Here is a 19,055-nt window from a genome sequence, read left to right as displayed (position 1 = left end):
CGACCTGTTAGCTGCGTTTTCTGGCAAACAGGTAAGCGCCTAGCAAGCCGGTCAGGCTCACAGCCAATGCCGCAAAGATCGCCAGCAAGTCGCGCACATCTTTATTCACCGACTGAAAACTCCATTTATGCAGATAAGCAAAAATAAAGCCTTCCATGCCATCTGTGTCATCTATATTGGCCGCCAGCGCTCCTGTGGCAGGCTCCAGGTAGAGTCGCGCGTGATGTGCCTGTGTGGTTTGTACTTTTAACACGGGCAGGCGTTTAAAAATAAACCCATATTCATTGGCAAAGGTGGTGATCCACTGCACTGATGCAATCGCTGGTAATGTGTTTTCCGCCATGATGGTCAGCCATGCCGATGCATATGCCTCGGGCGTCAGCGCCGTCACCTCATGCGGCCCGGTCAGCCATAACGCAGGCGCAGCCGGGGCATGTGACATGGCTGCATGATGTTGGTCATGCTGGTGTTGACCTTGTTGTTGGTGATGCTGATGCATGGCCGCCACCTGCGCAGAAGGCAAACCTTGCGTGCCAGAAGACACGGGAATGATTTGCCAGAACAGCGTTGAGCCGCGGCCATAAATATCCAGTTTCAATACCGGGCCGGTTGCCAGCTGTGACCAGGCAGTTTCACTGAGCGCGACGCTGTCACTGGCAAACACCGTGCGCAATATTGGCCGGCGCTGTTGAATATCAGACATCCACAAATGAAATAAACCTGTACTGGCGAGCAACAGAATCACCAGAGACACCCATAAGCCGAACTCACGGTGCCACCATTGCAAGCCCCAGCGTTTTAAACGATAAGGTGCCGTTTTGCGTTGCTTGATGTAAAGAATAATACCCGTCACCGCCGATGCCAGAATTAAAGCCAGCACCAGGGTCGCCACGGCCAGTTGCAGCGTAGAGCAGGCCTGCAAAAATGACCAGTTATGGCCAAACTGAAACACTTTGGTCAAGAATGCACGCCGGTCGTCCACCAGCGTCGCCAGCCTGGATTGCTCGGTATCCACATAGGCGCGCAAACCTGCAGCGTCCGCGTAGGCAACCTTCCATACCGGCAGTAAACGATTGACCGGATGGTAATCTGGCTCAAATTCGGTCACGGCCTGCACCGCACGGATGGATTGCGCCTGCAGCCCGCTGTAGTAATTAGCCAGGCTCTTTGCCGCGGCCTGCTCGGCGCCGACACGCTCTGCACCACTGGTCACAGAAAAGTATCGAGGATCCGCATTTGGCAAGGCAATACGGTAATAGCCCTGCCCCGCTAACGAAACCAGGCTAATGTGCTGAAATTGCGTGATCGCCTGTTGCTGTAAAATCGCGGGCAACGGCACTGCCTGACGGATATCCACCGCTTGCAACGGCGGCATAAATTGGCGGGGCGCCGGTTGCAAGCGGCTCATCATCGGATGCGAAGCCCCAGATAGGCCCCACAACACCATACCGATACAGGCGATCACCCCTATCCATTGATGCCAAAACAACCAGCGTTTTTTAACAACGGATGACTTAATGGCCATGCGTATCCCCATGCATATCATGCGCTGTCGATGACACAGGCTTACCCTTGCTAAACTTCACCACACCTTTAAAACTGTCTATCCGTTGACGCTGATCGTCCGTCAGGTCCTGCTCGTGGCTTTGCAGTAAGGCCGCGAGTGCCTGGGCATCGGTCGCAGACATCCCGGCCGCTTCCAACTGTCTGGGGGCGGTCAATTCTGCCCCGCCACAAAGCAAGGTGTGCCAATGCTGATGGGCAGGATGATATTTCAACAACGCGCGCCCGCCTTTATCGCCTTGAATCCAGTAAGCAATCGCCATACCTTGATGAATCACGATCACCGGCAATGCCAGCGGCAGATTCGGCTTATCCCAGGTTTCATGCATTTCTGTAGCCACAGACTGCACATCTTCAGCCGCAGAAGCATGTGCATGTAATAACGCCGCTGGCCACCACAACGCCAACGAACACACCGTTAACTTGATCCAATTTCTCACAACACACTCCAAACAACAGGGAGCACCGCCCCCGGTAATAATGGTTAATAAGTCCAGGTCACGCCAAGGTAAGCTGTGCGGCCATCGCCAGGATAAAACAATGCATCCGTTCCATTCCACCGACCTGAAATACCGGTCGTTGCTGCGTATTTTTGGTTAGAAAGATTACGACCTTCAATAAACCACGACCAGTGTTGGTTAATTTTTTGCCCAGCTTTCATGCCCCACAGAAAGTAACTATCAGCATAAAGCGTTTCTGCAAAGTCTACGTTATATCTCTGCGGAGACCACTCTATGGTCGGGCCGATATAAAAGCTTTCAAGAAAGTCACTGCCACGATAAACCAACTCTGCTCTCAATAATGAGCGTTGAATGCCTGGCAACCGATTATTACCGAATAACGCGTCGCCATCGAGTTTGAAGTTGTTAATCAGCAAGCTGGAGCGCCATTGCAAATCATACGGTAAACGCCCCGTCAGACCGAACTCAAGGCCCTTGTGTATGGTTCTATCTGCATTAATAGTAGATGGACTTGCTACAGTGCCTAATGCAAGCAACTCGTCCTGCAAACGCGCGTAATAGAGCGCAACATCCCAATCGACATATTCACCATTCCCTCTGGAACCAATTTCGTAAGTGGTCCCTCGCTGCGCTTTCAGGGTGCCCGCCACCGCCACATTCAACTCACCAAAGCTTGGTGGCTCAAAACTACGGGAAGCATTCGCAAACAACTGAACATTCGGTTGCAACTGGTATAACACGCCCAGTTTTGGGCTAGTCTGGTGGTAGTCTGCTTTAAAACTCTGGTCACCCGTAGAGGTAATCATCTGGTCTTTGGAGTCACGTTTTGAACGCGTATATTGCAATCCGGCAATCACCGTCCACTGTGCATCCAGGCTCAACCTGTCTTCTGCGTATACCTCAAAGTTGCTCGCTTTTTGGTCGTAATCATTTATTTTTGCACCGCGGTGTGCATTCACATTACGGAAGTTCTTCGCATCAGTGTGCCCATAAGTCGGTGTCATGCCTGCAATAAACTCGTTTTTGAGACCAAACAGCTCTCCCTCCTTGATCCAGCGTGCTGATAAACCATAATCATCAGACTGCTGATCAATCACGCCCAAGGTGTCGTTACCAAAGACGAATAGGTCGATAATTGGATGGAACAAACTCTTTCTGGAATAAAAAGCACCTAACTCCAGCTTGCTTTGATCAAACAGAATCGTGGTTTTGTTTGCTACTCGAGTGACGTTAATGTCGCGCTCATTGATCCCTTGTCCCGCCAGCGGCCCGCCGGTGACGGTGGATAGCTTAGGGTCTGTTTTCAATTGTGACTTTGTTAATGCGCTAGGTAATTGTGAGTCGTTGTTGGTGTAGCCAAAATAAAAACGGGTTTCAACCTTTTCACTGATCTTGATGCCCACATTCCCGGTTAACCGATCCGCACTTTGTTGTGCATTATCACGGAAACTGCTAGTGCCATACTTGCTGGCGGTAACAAAATAATCAACATCATCTTTGACGCCACCGGTACTCACACCAAGCCGATAGTATCCATAACTCCCTCCCTCTGAGCGCACTTCTAATGCAGGTGCGTTGTAACCAGTTCTGGAAATAAAGTTGATACTGCCGCCTAGATTGCTTGAGCCGTATTGCAAAGCATTGGCACCGCGATAAACTTCAATGTAGTCGGTTGCCATCGGGTCAATGGCCGGAAAATCAAAGCCGCCATCAGCCAGATTGGTTGGCATGCCATCTTGCATCAGCTTTAAGCCTCGACCATGAAAAGTGCGCTGCACGCCGGAGCCGCGAATCGACAAGCGGGTTTCTTCGGCACCAAAACGTGATTGCGCCAAGACGCCGGTCGCCATGCCCAGCGTATCCTGCATATTACTGGTACGGCCTTCGCGCACGGTTTCCATATTGACCACTGTGGTGCCGCCTGCGGTTTTTGACAGGTTTTCTTTTGCCGTTTCTATATCCGGCTGTGTCAGTGACGCTTTGTTTTTCTTTGCCACCACTTTGACTTCATCCAGATGCACCGTGCCCTCATGCTCGGCCTGTGCCAGATAAGGCACAGCGGCCAAGATAGCCAGGCAGATTTTTGTTTTGTTCATATTGTATTCCCTTATTTTTCTACACAATGTGCACTGCCTGCAATCAGGCAAGCAGTGCTACCGCCCTAAAGATCAAGCTGCAAACACTTGCCTGACAGCACTTTCTGGCTGCCAGCGGATCAAGGCGCTGATGTCGCAAGCAAAATAAGTGCATAGCTTGCCCAAATGCTCGGTGCATGCGTTGTAGGTAGGGTTCTTGACCATGCGGTGCAAAGTCATGCGGCTGATGCCGGTGGACTCGGCAATTTCTTTGAGGGTGATGTGGCGTTTCCACTCCACCTGCTTGGCAAATATCATTGCCTGTAGGTTGATAATAATCATGAGATGACTCCATTCATGCCTGGGGCACAGGCAGACGCTAAACCCGTCAAATAATTGACGGAACTAGATTGCGCGTGGAGTCAGAGGCGGCGCGCGACTGGTGTGCGCAGTGGGGTAAAAATTGGAAACAACCGGGGCGCGATACTCGCTGAGGGCGATATTGGCCTGGGCTTGCTGGAACAGGATATAGGCCGGGCTGGGTGATGGCACGACCACATCATCCATTGCCATATGACAGAATGGGCAATGATTGAGGTGATGGCTAAGGGACACCGGCTTTTGAGACGGCTGGTAGTCGATCAGCGTGGCGCGTAACTTGCCTTGCGTAGTGAGCACCTGAATTACCAACTTGCCGCCCTGCGAAGAACACACTTCCTGTACAAAGGTTTTGCCACTCTGCATGGGAAAAGCCAAACTCAAGCTGGGGACGAGCGCTGCCAGCATGATTGCCATCAAGGCCATGCGTGCCATCCACTGTTGAAATCTGCGCGTTACCATGCCGCTATTCTAACGGGAATCCTTTAGAATAAACAACTATTCCCATTGATACAGGACAAACCATGGCCGGATCCAGCCTGCTGGCATTACTTGATGACATCACCACCATGCTCGACGACGTGTCGGTGATGAGCCAGTTAGCGGCAAAAAAAACGGCCGGCGTGCTGGGTGATGACCTGGCACTGAATGCGCAGCAAGTCACCGGTATTGCGGCAAACCGTGAGTTACCTGTGGTATGGGCCGTGGCCCGCGGCTCGTTTATTAACAAGCTGATCCTGGTGCCTGCGGCTTTACTGATCAGCGCCTTTTTACCCTGGCTGATTACGCCCTTACTCATGCTCGGCGGTGCCTTTTTGTGTTTTGAAGGCTTTGAAAAAGTCTGGCACAAACTGCGTCACAACACCAAAGAAGACGCACATGCACAAGCCTTACATGTGGCCATGCAGCAACCGCAGACTGACCTGGTGGCGCTGGAGCAAGAAAAAATCAAAGGCGCAGTGCGCACTGACTTTATCCTGTCGGCCGAAATTATCGTCATTGCCTTAGGCGTGGTGGCCGATGCTGCGCTGACGCAACGCATCCTGGTGCTGTCTCTGATTGCGGTGGTCATGACCATAGGCGTCTATGGCCTGGTGGCCCTGATCGTCAAAATGGATGATATCGGTTTATGGCTGATGCAACGCCCAGGGACACACCTGCCGTCGCAAGCGACGCGTAAACTCGGCTGGGGCATGGTGCAAATCGTGCCGCATTTAATGCGCTTACTCAGCGTGCTGGGCACGGCGGCCATGTTCCTGGTGGGCGGCGGCATCATCGTGCATGGCATACACCCACTACACGCGCTGGTTGAGCAGTTTTCACAATGGTCATGGCTGATGAACGCCGCCGTTGGCGTACTTGCTGGCGCACTGTGTGTTGGATTAATACATATCGTGAAATTAATTATCGGCAGGGACTAGTTTTTTTCTAACCCCTTGTTAGAATTGACAAAAAACAAGGGGGCTGCATGACACTTTCGCGTAAAGTTATTGTTGTTGCTGTATCCGTTTTACTGACCTGCTTGCTGGCCTCCTTCAACGCGACGCCTAAAACAGCGCTATGGCTGGACAACGTCCACTGGATGTCGACCATCAGTGCCTGCCTCATGCTTGCCCTCCTGGGTTATTTCCGCGCCAACCCCGCACATCGCGCCTGTAAACGCTGGTTTGTCATTGGTGCCATCGCCTACTTTATCGGCGGCGTATTATGGATATTTCAAGTCCTGACGCATAAAACCGCCTTCCCGGCACAATCGGATATTTTTTACCCATTATTGGGCCCCTGCCTCATCATTGGCTTTATCACCGCCCTGCGCAGCCAGCTCTCGCGCTCAAAAACCTGGGCATTCACCATCGACGCCGCTTCATTCAGCATTGCCATCCTCGGCTATGTGCTGATTTCTTATTTACCACAGTCGGCAGATGTCAGCCTGCTACAACTGGCAGTGCTCACCGCCTACCCGGCCAGCATGCTCAGCGCCGCTCTGGTTTCGCTGCTACTCATTCCTTATTTAAGACCGGCTTGGATGATGCCCTGGCTGCTACTCAGTGCCGGGCTCGCCCTGCTAGGCATATGCTGGATGCAATGGAACCTGAATGCACTCAATCACAGCCCGCAAACCAGCCTCTGGATTAACTATGGCTTCTCCGTCGCCGACCTGCTGATCGGCAGCGGGCTTTACGGCTGGCAAGTGCGCATCGCCAAAAAAACCGCATTCCATCGCCAATGCCGCCGCTTGCGCAGCTGGATTCCGGTGATTGCCGTGGTATTCAGTATCAGCACCCTGCTGCTGATCTGGTGGCAAAGCGGCCCGCACCCGTATGCTTACCATATTGCGATCGGCTCGGTGACATCGATACTGATTTTCTCCGCCGTCAGGCAAAGCATTTTATTGCGCGAAAGTGAGAAACTGCTGCGCGCCGAAAAACGCCTGGCCGAAAAAGAGATGGAGTACCTGCAACTATCGCGCAGTGACCCGCTCACGCGCCTGCCCAACCGGCTGGCCATGCTCAACCTGCTCGAACATGCCATCATTAACGCCGCTAACGACAGCGGCATGGTGGCCCTGCTGATGGTTGATTTAAAGCACTTTCAAAGTATTAATGACAGCTTTGGCCACCGCACCGGCGACCTGTTTCTGCTCGAAGTTGCCCAGCGCCTGCAATACATCACCAATGACTGCGGTGAACTCGGTCGTGTGCATGGTGACAAATTTGCGCTAATCGTCACGCGCCACAAAACCGACGCCGAGCTCGTGCACCTGGCGCACAACTTATGCAAAATCGTGCACAAACCCGTATTGGCAGAAGGCCATGAATTAATTCTCGACGCCTGCATTGGTATCAGTATTTATCCGCGCGATGCCAACAATGCAGACCAGCTTGCGCGTAATGCCAATACCGCTCTTGCCCACGCTAAACGCTCAACCCAGCACCTGTTTTTGTTTTATTGCAAAGAACAAACCAAACTGGCGCAAAACCGTTTCCGGCTGGATGTGCAACTACGCAAAGCGATTAAAAAACAGGAGTTCTTTTTACAGTTTCAGCCTATCTTCAACCTGAACCAACAGGCGCAACCGCGCATCGCTAATATTGAAGCCCTGATCCGCTGGCGAAACAACAAAGGCGATATCATTTCCCCGGCCGAGTTTATCCCTTATGCCGAGCAATCCGGGCTGATTTTGCATATTGGTGAATGGGTCATCAGCGAGGCTTTTCGTCATTTATCCGTATTGATGCAGCAAAGCGGTCAAACCGTCGGCTTATCCATCAATATTTCACCACGCCAGTTCCGCGACCACAGCCTGCCCTTGCGCATTGGCCAACTCCTGCAACAATATGCCATTCCACCTGCGCTCATTACTCTGGAAATCACCGAAAGTGCCGTCTTTGAACACGAGGAACAGGCCTTGGAAATCCTTAAGCAACTCAAAGAACTCGGCGTGCGTGTGTCACTGGATGATTTTGGCGTCGGCAACTCATCGCTGTTTAAACTCAAGCACTTGCCGATTGATGAACTGAAGATAGACCGTGCGTTTATGGTCGATGTGCCAGACAGCACTGCTGACAGTGAGATTGTCAGCACCATTGTGAAAACAGCAGGCATCCTGGGAATTTCGGTGGTGGTTGAAGGCATAGAAACCCAGGCCCAACTCGACTTTTTACGAGACACCGGCTGCGACTGCATTCAGGGATTTTTGCTGGGCAGACCGATGCCTATAGAGGACATACACAAACTATTGACCGCCAGCCAGCCAGGCGGCGGGTTGATGTCTAAAACAGAACTGTTAATGACACGCTAACTTCGCTGCCTACCGTCACAGCCAGCTGCTTACGTACATCTGCCTTTAAAAACAGTGCATAACGCTTACCTTCAAACGCCGGAAATATGGAGGTTTGCCACTGCTGGTCACCCATACTCACCTCCACTTTCACCGCACCCCAGCCACGGCGCTTGGTCTGGTGATATTGACTCAGCGTGTGAATTTCATCTGACATGGCCGTCGGTAAGCTGACATAGTGCCAGGTACTTTTACTGCCTAACCACTGTTTGATGATATCGCTAAAGGTATATTGCAGCCCATCCATCATGGCCTCGCTTCTAGCTACAACGATGTGTTCGGCTGTTTAAAACTATCCAGCATCAACAGGCCCACCCCGACGCAGATAGCGCTATCGGCGACATTAAAAGCCGGCCAGGCCCATTGCTGATAATAGAACAACAGAAAATCGACGACATAGCCCAGCGTTAAACGGTCATACAAATTACCCAAGGCACCACCCAATACCAGCGCCAAGCCAAAGCAAAACAGCTTTTTCTGCGGATGCTTGGCCAACAAATACACCATCACTGCAGAGGCCAGCGTAGAAACCGCGGTAAAAAAGCCATGCTGCCAGCCACCAGCATTGGCCAGAAAGCTGAAGGCCGCGCCAGTGTTGTGGTAACGCACCAGGTCAAAAAAACCGGTCACTGGCATATGCTCACCATACACAAAGGCCTGCTGAACCAGGTGTTTGGTGTAAAGATCAAGTGCAATCACGATGACACTCAACACCAGCCAGGGCAAGGCAGAACGTAATTTAGGCATATTTGCGTACTTCACCACTGCCAAACAGGTTGCTTACGCAACGGCCACAAATGGTCGGATGCGCCGCATCACTACCGACATCGGCACGGTAATGCCAGCAGCGGTCACATTTCTGGTGTGTACTAGGTTTGACCAGGATTTTCTGCGCAGTTGCATCGGCCACTTTATAAGTAATCGCGCTGGAGGTGATCATGACAAACCGCAAATCATCTTGCAGACTGCTCAATGCGTCGAATGCTTCAGGGGCGACATGAAACTCCAGCTCCGCTTGCAATGAAGAGCCGACTTTGCCCTCACCACGCAACACCTCGATTTCTTTGGCGGCTTGCGCGCGCAAGGCAATCACGGTTTGCCAATGTTGCAGTTGGCTGTCGCTCAAACCACACTCCGGCAAGCCATACCAGTCCTCTTCAAACACAGTCGCTACGCTATCCAGACCAAGTGTCTGCCAGATTTCATCGGCCGTGAAACTCAAAATCGGCGCCATCAGGCGCATCATGGCATGTGTGATGTGATGCAAGGCGCTTTGTGCCGCACGGCGTGCATGTGAAGCTTCACCGCTGGTATACAGGCGATCTTTGAGGATATCGAGGTAGAAACCACCTAAATCTTCAGAGCAGAAACCAACGAACTTTTGCACCGCCAAGTGGAATTCGTATTTATCGTAATCAGCCAGGATACCGTTTTGCAATTGCTGCGTCAGGTGCAGCGCATAGCGGTCAATTTCCAGCCATTGATCGACGGGCAGCAGGTCTTTGCTGGCATCAAAATCAGCCAGGTTTGAGAGCAGGAAACGCAAGGTATTACGGATACGACGATAGCCATCGGCCACCCGTTTCAGGATTTCGTCACTGATGGTCAGCTCGCCGGAATAATCGGTCGAAGCCACCCACAGACGCAGAATATCCGCGCCATAGGTATCCATCACCTTTTGTGGCGCGACGACGTTACCTTTGGATTTACTCATTTTATGGCCCGCGCCATCGACCACAAAACCATGCGTCAGCAAGGCTTTGTATGGCGCGTTGCCGTCAATCGCGCAACCGGTCAATAAACTGGACTGGAACCAGCCACGGTGCTGATCCGAGCCTTCGAGGTACAAGTCAGCCACTGGCTGGTGCTCAGCCTCACGCAGTTTGGCGGTAGCAGACAAAGTAGGATGCTGCTCCGAGCGCACCACGGCATAGTGTGTCGCACCAGAGTCAAACCAGACGTCCAGCGTGTCAGTCACTTTTTTATACTGCTCGGCATTCGCCGGTGCGTGTTGTGCCAGGAAAGCAGCACCGTCTAAGCTAAACCAGGCTTCGATGCCCTGTTGCTCCACTTGTTTGCACACGGTTTCCAGCAATTGCGCAGTGTCAGGGTGTGGCTCACCGGTTTCTTTATGCACAAAAAACGGCATCGGCACGCCCCAGTTACGCTGACGTGACACGCACCAGTCCGGGCGGTTCTTGATCATGGCTTCCAGGCGTGCACGGCCCCAGCTCGGGAAGAACTGCGTCGCGTCGACTGCTGTATTTGCATGCTCACGCAAGGCTTTGCCATCTGGGCCGACAGCGTTCATGCCGATAAACCACTGGTGCGTCGCCAATTGCATAAGCGGCGTTTTATGACGCCAGCAATGCGGGAAGCTGTGGTTCAAACGCGCAGAGGCCAACAACACGCCATTTTCCTGCAACTTGGCCAGGATGATCTTGTTAGCATCCTGGCGACTCAGGCCGCGGATTTCTACAAATTCAACCAACTCGCTACTAAAGAATTTGCCATCACCACCAATGAGTACGCGCGGTTTTTCATTAGGGAAATTGGCGCGCATCACCAGCCAGTCATCGTTACCGTGCGCGGCAGCGGTATGCACCAGGCCGGTACCGGCATCGGTAGTCACGTGGTCGCCAGTGATCACAGGCACCTGGCGGTGATCGAACGGATGTTGCAACAACAAGCCGCGCAAAGCGTCGCCCTTGCAACTGGCGATGACAGAAGTATTTTCTTCGGTATATCTGGCCAAGGTTTTTTCTGCCAACTCACGCACCAGGATCAGCAAGCCTTTGCTGGTTTGAATCAGGTCATAATCAAGCTCGGCATTCACGCTTACCGCCTGGTTAGCAGGTAGCGTCCATGGAGTCGTGGTCCAAATCACGGCATAAGCATCACCATTCACGGCCGTAGCAAATGCTTTGCTCAATGCAGCGTTATCCACCACCTTGAAACCGACATCAATCGCAGGCGAATTGACATCTTCGTATTCCACCTCGGCTTCAGCCAGGGCAGAGCCGCAGTCTACACACCAGTGCACCGGCTTGGAGCCTTGATACAGATATCCATTCTGGTAGATATCACCCAGGGCGCGCATGATATCGGCCTCGGTGTTAAATGCCATGGTCAGGTAAGGATGATCCCAGTCACCCAATACGCCCAGGCGGATAAAGTCTTTTTTCTGCTTCTCCACCTGCTCGGCGGCATAGGCGCGGCACAGTTCGCGGAACTTGGCCGGGGCGATATTCTTGCCGTGGTTTTTCTCTACCACCAGCTCAATCGGCAGGCCGTGGCAATCCCAGCCCGGCACATAAGGCGCGTCAAAACCACCCATGGTTTTGGCCTTGATAATGATGTCCTTGAGGATTTTATTGACTGCGTGACCAATGTGAATATCACCGTTGGCGTACGGCGGGCCATCATGCAGAATAAAGGCTGGCGCGCCTTTACGTTTGGCACGGACGCGCTCATACACCCTGCGCTCTTGCCAGCTTTTTAACCAGGCGGGTTCGCGCTTGGACAAATCACCGCGCATGGGAAAACTGGTTTCAGGTAAATTCAGTTTATATTTTGAATCTTTGGTTTGGTCAGTCATTTAAATATCCAAAAAATCAGCCACAGATTGATGGCTGATCGATGTTCAGCGCTTATCCGTGGCTAAAATATTGTTTTGCCTGCAAGGCATCCAGCGCAATTTGCGCCTTCAATGCATCCAGCCCGGCAAACTTTTGTTCGTCGCGCAGTTTATGAAAAAACTGCACATGCACATGCTGATCGTAAAGATCACCATTAAAATCAAACACATGCACTTCAAGCTTGAGTTTGGGGATGCCTTCCAGGGTCGGCCGGTTACCCAAATTGGCAACCGCCGGTAAATTGTTCAATTTTACCGCATAAACCCCGGTCAGTGCAGGCCGTTCGTGGCGCATATGTACATTGGCTGTCGGGCAACCCAACTGGCGCCCGAGCTTGGCTCCATGCACCACCTTGCCACTAATGCTGTATGGGCGATCAAGCAAAGTATGCGCCTTGACCAATTCGCCTGCCGCCAGCGCATTACGCACCAGGGTGCTGGAAACGCGTTCGCCATGCAATTGCACTTCAGGCAGCGGAATCACGTTGAAGCCATGTTCAATCAGCGTTTGTACCGTGCCTGCGCGCTTGGCACCAAAGCAGAAATCTTCGCCGACCATGACCACATTGGCATTCAGTTGCTGACGCAACACCTGCATGAACGTGGCCGGGCTTTGTGCTGCAAATGCCTGATTGAAGCGCTGCACATACACATGCTGCACGCCGCATTCGGCAAAATACTCCAGTTTTTCGCGCATCGACGCCAAACGGGCAGGCGCCTTTTGTGGCATGAAGAACTCACGCGGATGCGGTTCAAAAGTCATCACTGCGGGTGTGATTTTGTAGGTGTGTGCATAAGCGACCAGTTGGCGCAACAAAGCCTGGTGCCCCAAATGCATGCCATCAAAATTACCGATGGCAATCGCTTGCGGCGAGGACGCAGCTGGAATATGGCGAAATATCTGCATTACCTAGTCATCCGTTTCATTTAGCCACCCGTTTCATAAAGTCTCTTGGCCTGAAACCGAGCAAGCCGAGTGCGGCGAAGTACACACTCATGCCCAGCACCACGATACCCGCCAGATGCGACATACGCGTTAATGTCGCCATGGCCAGCCAATCGCCGGACCAGGTCGCCGCCGCATGTAACACCAGCGCCATCACCGTCACCGCAATCAGCAGTTTAAGCAGGAATAATAGCCAGCCAGGCTGCGGCTGATAAGCACCCGTTTTCTGCAAAGTAACCCATAGCAAGGTCGCATTGAGGCAAGCACCAAGGCCAACAGACAGCGCCAATCCGGCATGCTGCAAAGGCGTCAACTGCAAGAAAGCCACGTTCATGATTTGCGTCACAACCAAGGTAAAGATGGCGATCTTAACCGGCGTTTTCACGTTCTGGCGCGCATAAAACCCCGGTGCAAGCACCTTGACCATAATCAGGCCCAACAGGCTGAGGCTATAGGCAATGAGTGCGCGCTCGGTTTGCAGCACGTCGATAGCGGTGAATTTACCGTAATAAAACAGGCTAGCAACCAAAGGCTTGGAAAGTACGGCCATCGCCACTGCCGCCGGAATGGCCAGCATAAAGGTCAGGCGTAAGCCCCAGTCCAGCAACAATGAAAACTCGGCGCTGGATTTATCGACGTGCGCCTTGGATAAACTCGGCAGCAAGATCGTGCCTAATGCCACGCCGAGTACGCCGGTCGGGAACTCCATCAGGCGATCAGCGTAATATAACCAGGACACGCTACCGGTTGGCATAAATGAAGCAAAAATATTATTCAGCACGATGGAAATCTGCGCCACAGACACACCAAAAATAGCCGGCCCCATCAACTTGAGAATGCGGCGCACACCTTCGTCTTCAAAGTTAAGTGCATAGCGCGGCAACATGCCTATCTCTTGCAGGTAAGGCAACTGATACAGCAACTGGATAATACCGCCCACAAACACCGCCCAAGCCAGCACGTAGACGGAGTTGTGGAAATGCGGCGCAATAAAAATCGCCGCCGTGATAAAGCTCAAATTGAGCCAGACCGGCGTAAAGGCAGGCACCTGGAACTTGCTAAAGGCATTGAGCACCCCGCCTGCCATCGATACCAGTGAAATAAACAGGATATAAGGAAAGGTGATGCGCAACAGCTCAGTGGTCAGCGCAAACTTGGCCGGGTCATGCACAAAGCCCGGCGAGGTCAGGCGCACAATCAGCGGTGCCGCCAACATGCCGACAATAGTAATCGCCACCAGAAACAGGCCAAGCAAACTGGCCACATGGTTAATCAAGGCCTTGGTCGCTTCTGGCGTACGCTGCTTGCGATACTCGGAAAGGATAGGCACAAAGGCCTGGCTAAACGCGCCTTCGCCAGAAATGCGGCGTAACAGGTTAGGGATTTTAAACGCCACAAAAAAAGCATCGGTGGCCATGCCAGCGCCAAAAATACGGGCGATCAGCGTGTCACGTACAAAGCCGAGCAGGCGCGAAATAAACGTCATGCCACCCACAGTGGCCAGAGCTTTGAGCAAATTCATAAATGATGGAAAATACGCGCCTTAGTCTATTTTTGGCAGCTTATCGCTAGCAGCGGACTACCGGCAGATTGAAAAGTTGGCCGATTTTACCATGCAGCAACAATCAATCGACTAAATGCGTTTTTAATCTTGCAAAAACAAAGCAAAAACAGTATGATGCACGGTTTCGTATCACACCCCTTTTGAAAGTTACAGGATAAAACGAATATGGCAAATACCGCACAAGCTCGCAAACGCGCGCGCCAATCCGTCAAAGTAAACGCGCACAATGCTGCGTTGCGTTCTACTTTGCGTACTGCGATCAAAAAAGTAATCAAAGCGATTCAAACTGGTGATAAAGCTGCTGCAGTCGCTTCTTACCAAGAAAACGTAAGCGTGATCGACCGCATCGCTGACAAAAAAATCATCCACAAAAACAAAGCTGCTCGTCATAAGAGCCGTTTGACTGCTGCGATCAAAGCATTGTCCGGTGACACACCTGCGACTTTGGCTTCTGTGAAAAAAGCAGCTGCACCTAAAGCCGAAGCGGCACCAGCTAAAAAAGCTGCCAAGCCTCGCGCGAAAAAAGCTGCTGAATAATTTCAGTAGGGGTGCATACTAAAAGAGCCGGACGGATGTCCGGCTTTTTTATTACCTAACATCCGCCACGCAGCAAAAACCAGACACAAAAAAGCCCGGACATGCCGGGCTTTTTTAACAGTGTGAGTTACTCACCAATATGCAATTCACTGCGCGCCACTTTAGCGGCATTGAGCACAGCTTGCGCATCCTCACCAATCACGGTGAAATGCCCCATTTTGCGGGCCTTGCGCGGCTCATGCTTGCCGTACAAGTGCATCTTGAGGTTGCCATGCGCAAAGGCTTTATCCCACGCAGGCTCAACCTGCTTGCCGCTATACAGCCAGCTATCCCCCAGAATATTCACCATGACTGCATTGCTGTGCAAATGCGGGCTGCCCAATGCCTGGCCGGTAATCACACGCACCTGCTGTTCAAACTGGTTGGTCACACAAGCATCCAGCGTGTAATGACCAGAGTTATGCGGACGCGGTGCAATTTCATTGACCAGCAACTGGTTGCCGACCACAAAAAACTCCACGCCCAATACACCAACATAATTCAGGCTATTGGCCAGTTTTTTCGCCAATTCTTGCGCATTGGCTTTAATCACTTCGGAGCAGCGCGCCGGAGCAATGCTGATATCAAGAATACCGTTCAAATGGCTATTTTCAGCAGTGGGGAATGCAGCAATATTGCCATGCACATCGCGCGCCAGCACCACGGACACTTCCAGGTCCAGCGGTAACATTTTTTCCAGCACGCAGGTTTCCTGCTTAAAACCCTGGAAAGCGGCTACGGCTTGTTCGCGGTTGGCGACACGTGCCTGACCTTTGCCATCGTAACCAAAGCGCGCTACCTTAAGCACCGCCGGATACATATCACCATCTTGCGGCAAATCGCTTTCAGCCGTCACCGGCACAAACGGACCTATCGGCAAGCCAGAATCTTTAAAGAAGGTTTTCTCTTTGATACGGTGCTGCGCAATCGCTACGGCATCTGCGCTTGGATGAACGATGGTTGATTTTGCCAAGGTCGCCAGCGTTTCAGCGGGCACATTTTCAAATTCAGTCGAAATCGCCTGGCAGGTGTCAGCCATGGTTTTCAAAGCCGCTGCATCGTCGTATGCCGCACACAAATGCACATCAGCAATCATGCCTGCCGGGCTATTTTTGTCCGGGTCCAGCACCGTGACTTTGTAGCCCATTTCATGCGCAGCAATGACAAAGAAACGACCTAGCTGGCCGCCGCCCAACATCCCCAACATGGCAGAAGGTTGAATCACGGATGATGTCATGGTTGTTCGCTCAACACCATTGCATGGACTTTTTCGGCTTGTTTTTTGCGGAAAGTCGCCAACCTCTCAGCCAAACCAGCATCCTGGTTCGCTAGCACGGCCACGGCAAACAACCCGGCATTGGCAGCCCCTGCGTCACCAATCGCAAACGTAGCCACCGGAATCCCTTTAGGCATTTGTACGATAGACAGCAATGAATCTTGCCCTTGCAGATGTTTGGAAGGCACAGGCACGCCCAATACCGGCAAGGTGGTTTTCGCCGCCACCATGCCTGGCAAGTGCGCAGCACCACCAGCACCGGCGATAATCACCTGAAAACCATTACTTGCAGCTGACTCGGCAAACTGGAACATCAGATCTGGTGTGCGATGCGCAGATACGACGCGCGCTTCATAAGCCACCCCAAAATCTGCCAGCATTTGCGCGGCATTTTTCATCACTGGCCAGTCACTGTCCGACCCCATAATAATGGCTACCAAAGGTTTACTCATCACGCTGCCTTGTCACTCTCTTCGTCTTGTTGGCAATTAAACCAATACCAGATTATCTCTGTGTATCAACTCTTTTTCTTCCACATAACCCAGCACACTTTCAATCTCGTTACTGGGTTTACGCTTAATTCTGCGCACTTCATTGGCATTGTAATTGACAATGCCACGCGCCCACTCTTTCCCTTGTGCATCGACACAGGCAACCACATCGCCACGCTCAAACTGGCCCAATACATCCACCACACCAATCGGCAGCAAACTCTTGCCATCTTTGCTCAGCACATTGACAGCACCATCATCCAGCACCAACTTTCCGCCCACGCGCAAATGATCGGCCAACCATTGTTTCTTGGCCAGCGTTTTCATTTTGCCCGCTTTTAAATGCGTACCGATAGCTTCACCCTGGCTTAAACGCATCAGCACCTGCGGCTCACGGCCAGACGCAATCACGGTGTGCGCACCACTACTGGCCGCGCGCTTGGCCGCCAGAATTTTGGTCAGCATGCCACCCGTGCCCACCGCACTACCAGCACCGCCAGCCATGCTTTCCAGCGCCGGGTTACCAGCAGTTTCAAAATTGATAAATACCGCAGCAGGGTCTTTGCGCGGATCCGCCGAATACAGGCCTTGCTGGTCAGTGAGGATAATCAGCGCATCGGCTTCGATCAGGTTTGCTACCAGCGCACCCAAGGTATCGTTATCCCCAAAGCGGATCTCTTCGGTCACCACCGTGTCATTTTCGTTGATGATAGGAATCACGTTTAAATCGAGCAGCGTACGCAGCGTCGTCCGCGCATTCAAGTAGCGCTTACGGTCTGCCAGGTCTTCATGCGTCAGCAGCAATTGCGCAGTGTGCAAGCCGTGCTGCGAGAAGCACTGCTCATACATCTGCACCAGGCCCATCTGGCCAACGGCGGCAGCGGCTTGCAATTCATTCACTTCTACCGGGCGCTTTTTCCAACCGAGGCGCTGCATGCCTTCGGCGACTGCACCACTGGAAACCAGCACCACTTGCTTGCCCTGCTTGACCAGCGCACTGATTTGCTCTGCCCAGGCGGCAATGGCAGTTTTATCCAAGCCCTGGCCATTATTGGTGACCAGGCTGGAACCCACCTTCACAATCAGGGTTTTACTGTCTTGTATGAGAGAGACACTCATAAAACTTATTCTGCCGCGGGCTGAGGTTGCGCTTCTTCTAATTCGCGTTGTGCACGCGCTTGTTCAATATGGTCCATGATAGCGTAAGTCAGCGTCTGGCAACCGATACCACTAATCGCAGAAATCGGGAATACCGGGCCCTTCCAGCCATAGGCTTTCACAAAATCAGCCACTTTCTGTGCGCTGTCTTCCAACATATCAATCTTGTTCAATACCAGCCAGCGCGGTTTATCGAAAAGTTCCTGGTCGTATTTTTTCAGTTCATTCACGATGGCTTTGGCCTCCTGTACCGGATCAACCGCATCATCAAACGGCGCCAGGTCAACCAAATGCAGCAGCAAAGAGGTACGCTGCAAATGGCGCAAGAACTGATGGCCCAGGCCAGCACCTTCAGCGGCGCCCTCGATCAAACCAGGCACATCAGCAATCACGAAGCTACGATTGCTGTCGACACGCACCACCCCCAGGTTGGGATGCAGCGTGGTAAACGGATAATCGGCCACCTTTGGTTTAGCCGCAGACACTGAGCGGATAAAGGTAGATTTACCGGCGTTAGGCATGCCGAGCAAGCCGACGTCCGCCAAAACTTTCAACTCCAGATACAGCTCGAACGCCTCACCTGGATCACCCTTGGTACATTGACGCGGGGAACGGTTGGTACTGGTTTTAAAATGGATATTACCCAGGCCGCCATTGCCACCTTTGGCCATCATCACTTTTTGGCCATCCGCACTCAAGTCCACCATCATCTGTCCGGTGGCTTTGTCACTAATAGTGGTGCCGACGGGCACGCGCAGGATCATGTCATCGCCACCTTTACCGTAGCAATCGGAACCGCTGCCGTTTTCACCGCGCTCGGCTTTAAAGGTACGCGTATAGCGGTAATCCACCAGCGTATTGATATTACGATCGGCCACCACGAAAATAGAGCCGCCGCGACCACCATCACCACCGTTGGGGCCGCCCATAGGCTCATACTTTTCGCGGCGGAACGTGGCAACGCCGTTACCACCGTCACCGGCGTAAACTTTGATAGTAGCTTCGTCAATAAACTTCATGATTCAATTTGCCTTTTAAGCGCATGGCTGCGTCATGGTGAACAAGGCTGCATGCAATCTGCGAACTATA

The 19,055-nt window shown here is 52.3% G+C and carries 17 protein-coding genes; 3 read left to right on the top strand and 14 right to left on the bottom strand.

The window, feature by feature from the left end:
• Positions 1-7: 7 nt before the first annotated feature.
• From OH31_RS02630 to OH31_RS02610, 5 genes are all read right to left on the bottom strand, one after another.
• Positions 8-1,525 (bottom strand): PepSY domain-containing protein, encoded by a 1,518-nt coding sequence (locus OH31_RS02630; protein WP_024929505.1) that lies wholly within the window; start codon positions 1,523-1,525, stop codon positions 8-10.
• On the bottom strand, positions 1,515-2,003 hold the full coding sequence (locus tag OH31_RS14565; RefSeq protein WP_148296187.1) for a copper uptake system-associated protein: 489 nt from the start codon (positions 2,001-2,003) through the stop codon (positions 1,515-1,517). The genes OH31_RS02630 and OH31_RS14565 overlap by 11 nt, the downstream gene beginning before the upstream one ends.
• A 44-nt stretch (positions 2,004-2,047) precedes the next feature.
• Entirely contained in the window at positions 2,048-4,120 is a 2,073-nt protein-coding gene (locus OH31_RS02620) for a TonB-dependent receptor (RefSeq protein ID WP_024929503.1), read from the bottom strand.
• A gap of 72 nt (positions 4,121-4,192) precedes the next feature.
• Entirely contained in the window at positions 4,193-4,441 is a 249-nt protein-coding gene (locus tag OH31_RS02615) for a helix-turn-helix transcriptional regulator (protein WP_019881469.1), read from the bottom strand.
• Positions 4,442-4,504: 63 nt separating this feature from the next.
• Positions 4,505-4,939, bottom strand: coding sequence for a DUF2946 family protein (locus OH31_RS02610; protein ID WP_242402176.1), 435 nt, complete (start codon positions 4,937-4,939; stop codon positions 4,505-4,507).
• A gap of 62 nt (positions 4,940-5,001) precedes the next feature.
• On the opposite strand from OH31_RS02610, the gene OH31_RS02605 reads away from it, so the two are divergent.
• The gene (locus tag OH31_RS02605) at positions 5,002-5,898 is read left to right on the top strand and encodes a DUF808 domain-containing protein (protein WP_024929501.1); all 897 of its coding nucleotides are present in this window, start codon (positions 5,002-5,004) and stop codon (positions 5,896-5,898) included.
• A gap of 47 nt (positions 5,899-5,945) precedes the next feature.
• On the top strand, positions 5,946-8,279 hold the full coding sequence (locus tag OH31_RS02600; RefSeq protein WP_242402175.1) for a bifunctional diguanylate cyclase/phosphodiesterase: 2,334 nt from the start codon (positions 5,946-5,948) through the stop codon (positions 8,277-8,279).
• Here OH31_RS02600 and OH31_RS02595 read toward each other — a convergent pair.
• From OH31_RS02595 to murJ, 5 genes are read right to left on the bottom strand one after another with little or no spacing between them, the layout of a single operon-like run.
• Positions 8,251-8,568, bottom strand: coding sequence for a DUF1905 domain-containing protein (locus tag OH31_RS02595; RefSeq protein WP_024929499.1), 318 nt, complete (start codon positions 8,566-8,568; stop codon positions 8,251-8,253). The genes OH31_RS02600 and OH31_RS02595 overlap by 29 nt on opposite strands.
• A gap of 14 nt (positions 8,569-8,582) precedes the next feature.
• Complete coding sequence (lspA, locus tag OH31_RS02590; protein ID WP_024929498.1) at positions 8,583-9,065, bottom strand: signal peptidase II; 483 nt, start codon at positions 9,063-9,065, stop codon at positions 8,583-8,585.
• Complete coding sequence (ileS, locus tag OH31_RS02585) at positions 9,058-11,916, bottom strand: isoleucine--tRNA ligase (RefSeq protein ID WP_024929497.1); 2,859 nt, start codon at positions 11,914-11,916, stop codon at positions 9,058-9,060. The genes lspA and ileS overlap by 8 nt, the downstream gene beginning before the upstream one ends.
• A 52-nt stretch (positions 11,917-11,968) precedes the next feature.
• Positions 11,969-12,862, bottom strand: a complete 894-nt coding sequence (locus OH31_RS02580) for a bifunctional riboflavin kinase/FAD synthetase (RefSeq protein WP_024929496.1) — start codon at positions 12,860-12,862, stop codon at positions 11,969-11,971.
• A 16-nt stretch (positions 12,863-12,878) separates the two neighbouring features.
• Positions 12,879-14,423, bottom strand: a complete 1,545-nt coding sequence (gene murJ, locus OH31_RS02575; RefSeq protein ID WP_024929495.1) for a murein biosynthesis integral membrane protein MurJ — start codon at positions 14,421-14,423, stop codon at positions 12,879-12,881.
• A gap of 207 nt (positions 14,424-14,630) precedes the next feature.
• Between murJ and rpsT the strand changes: the two genes are divergently transcribed.
• The gene (gene rpsT / locus OH31_RS14330; protein ID WP_019881458.1) at positions 14,631-15,002 is read left to right on the top strand and encodes a 30S ribosomal protein S20; all 372 of its coding nucleotides are present in this window, start codon (positions 14,631-14,633) and stop codon (positions 15,000-15,002) included.
• Positions 15,003-15,129: 127 nt separating this feature from the next.
• On the opposite strand, the gene OH31_RS02565 is transcribed toward rpsT, so the two are convergent.
• The 4 genes from OH31_RS02565 to cgtA are packed head-to-tail and all read right to left on the bottom strand — an operon-like array spanning position 15,130 to position 18,985.
• Positions 15,130-16,278: a 5-(carboxyamino)imidazole ribonucleotide synthase gene (locus OH31_RS02565; RefSeq protein WP_024929494.1), complete on the bottom strand. Its 1,149-nt coding sequence runs from the start codon at positions 16,276-16,278 to the stop codon at positions 15,130-15,132.
• On the bottom strand, positions 16,275-16,769 hold the full coding sequence (gene purE, locus OH31_RS02560) for a 5-(carboxyamino)imidazole ribonucleotide mutase (RefSeq protein ID WP_024929493.1): 495 nt from the start codon (positions 16,767-16,769) through the stop codon (positions 16,275-16,277). Before purE ends, OH31_RS02565 begins: the two co-directional genes overlap by 4 nt.
• 36 nt (positions 16,770-16,805) lie before the next feature.
• The gene (proB, locus tag OH31_RS02555) at positions 16,806-17,927 is read right to left on the bottom strand and encodes a glutamate 5-kinase (RefSeq protein ID WP_024929492.1); all 1,122 of its coding nucleotides are present in this window, start codon (positions 17,925-17,927) and stop codon (positions 16,806-16,808) included.
• Between the two features lie 5 nt (positions 17,928-17,932).
• Positions 17,933-18,985 carry an Obg family GTPase CgtA gene (gene cgtA, locus OH31_RS02550; protein ID WP_019881454.1) on the bottom strand — a complete coding sequence of 351 codons (1,053 nt, stop codon included), beginning with the start codon at positions 18,983-18,985 and terminating at the stop codon, positions 17,933-17,935.
• Between the last annotated feature and the right edge of the window lie 70 nt (positions 18,986-19,055).

Origin of the sequence: Methylophilus sp. OH31, from assembly GCF_000576615.1 — a bacterium.
GTDB lineage: Bacteria > Pseudomonadota > Gammaproteobacteria > Burkholderiales > Methylophilaceae > Methylophilus.
The sequence above is the reverse complement of the archived record's forward strand: the minus strand, read 5'-3'. Positions and strand labels throughout refer to the sequence as shown.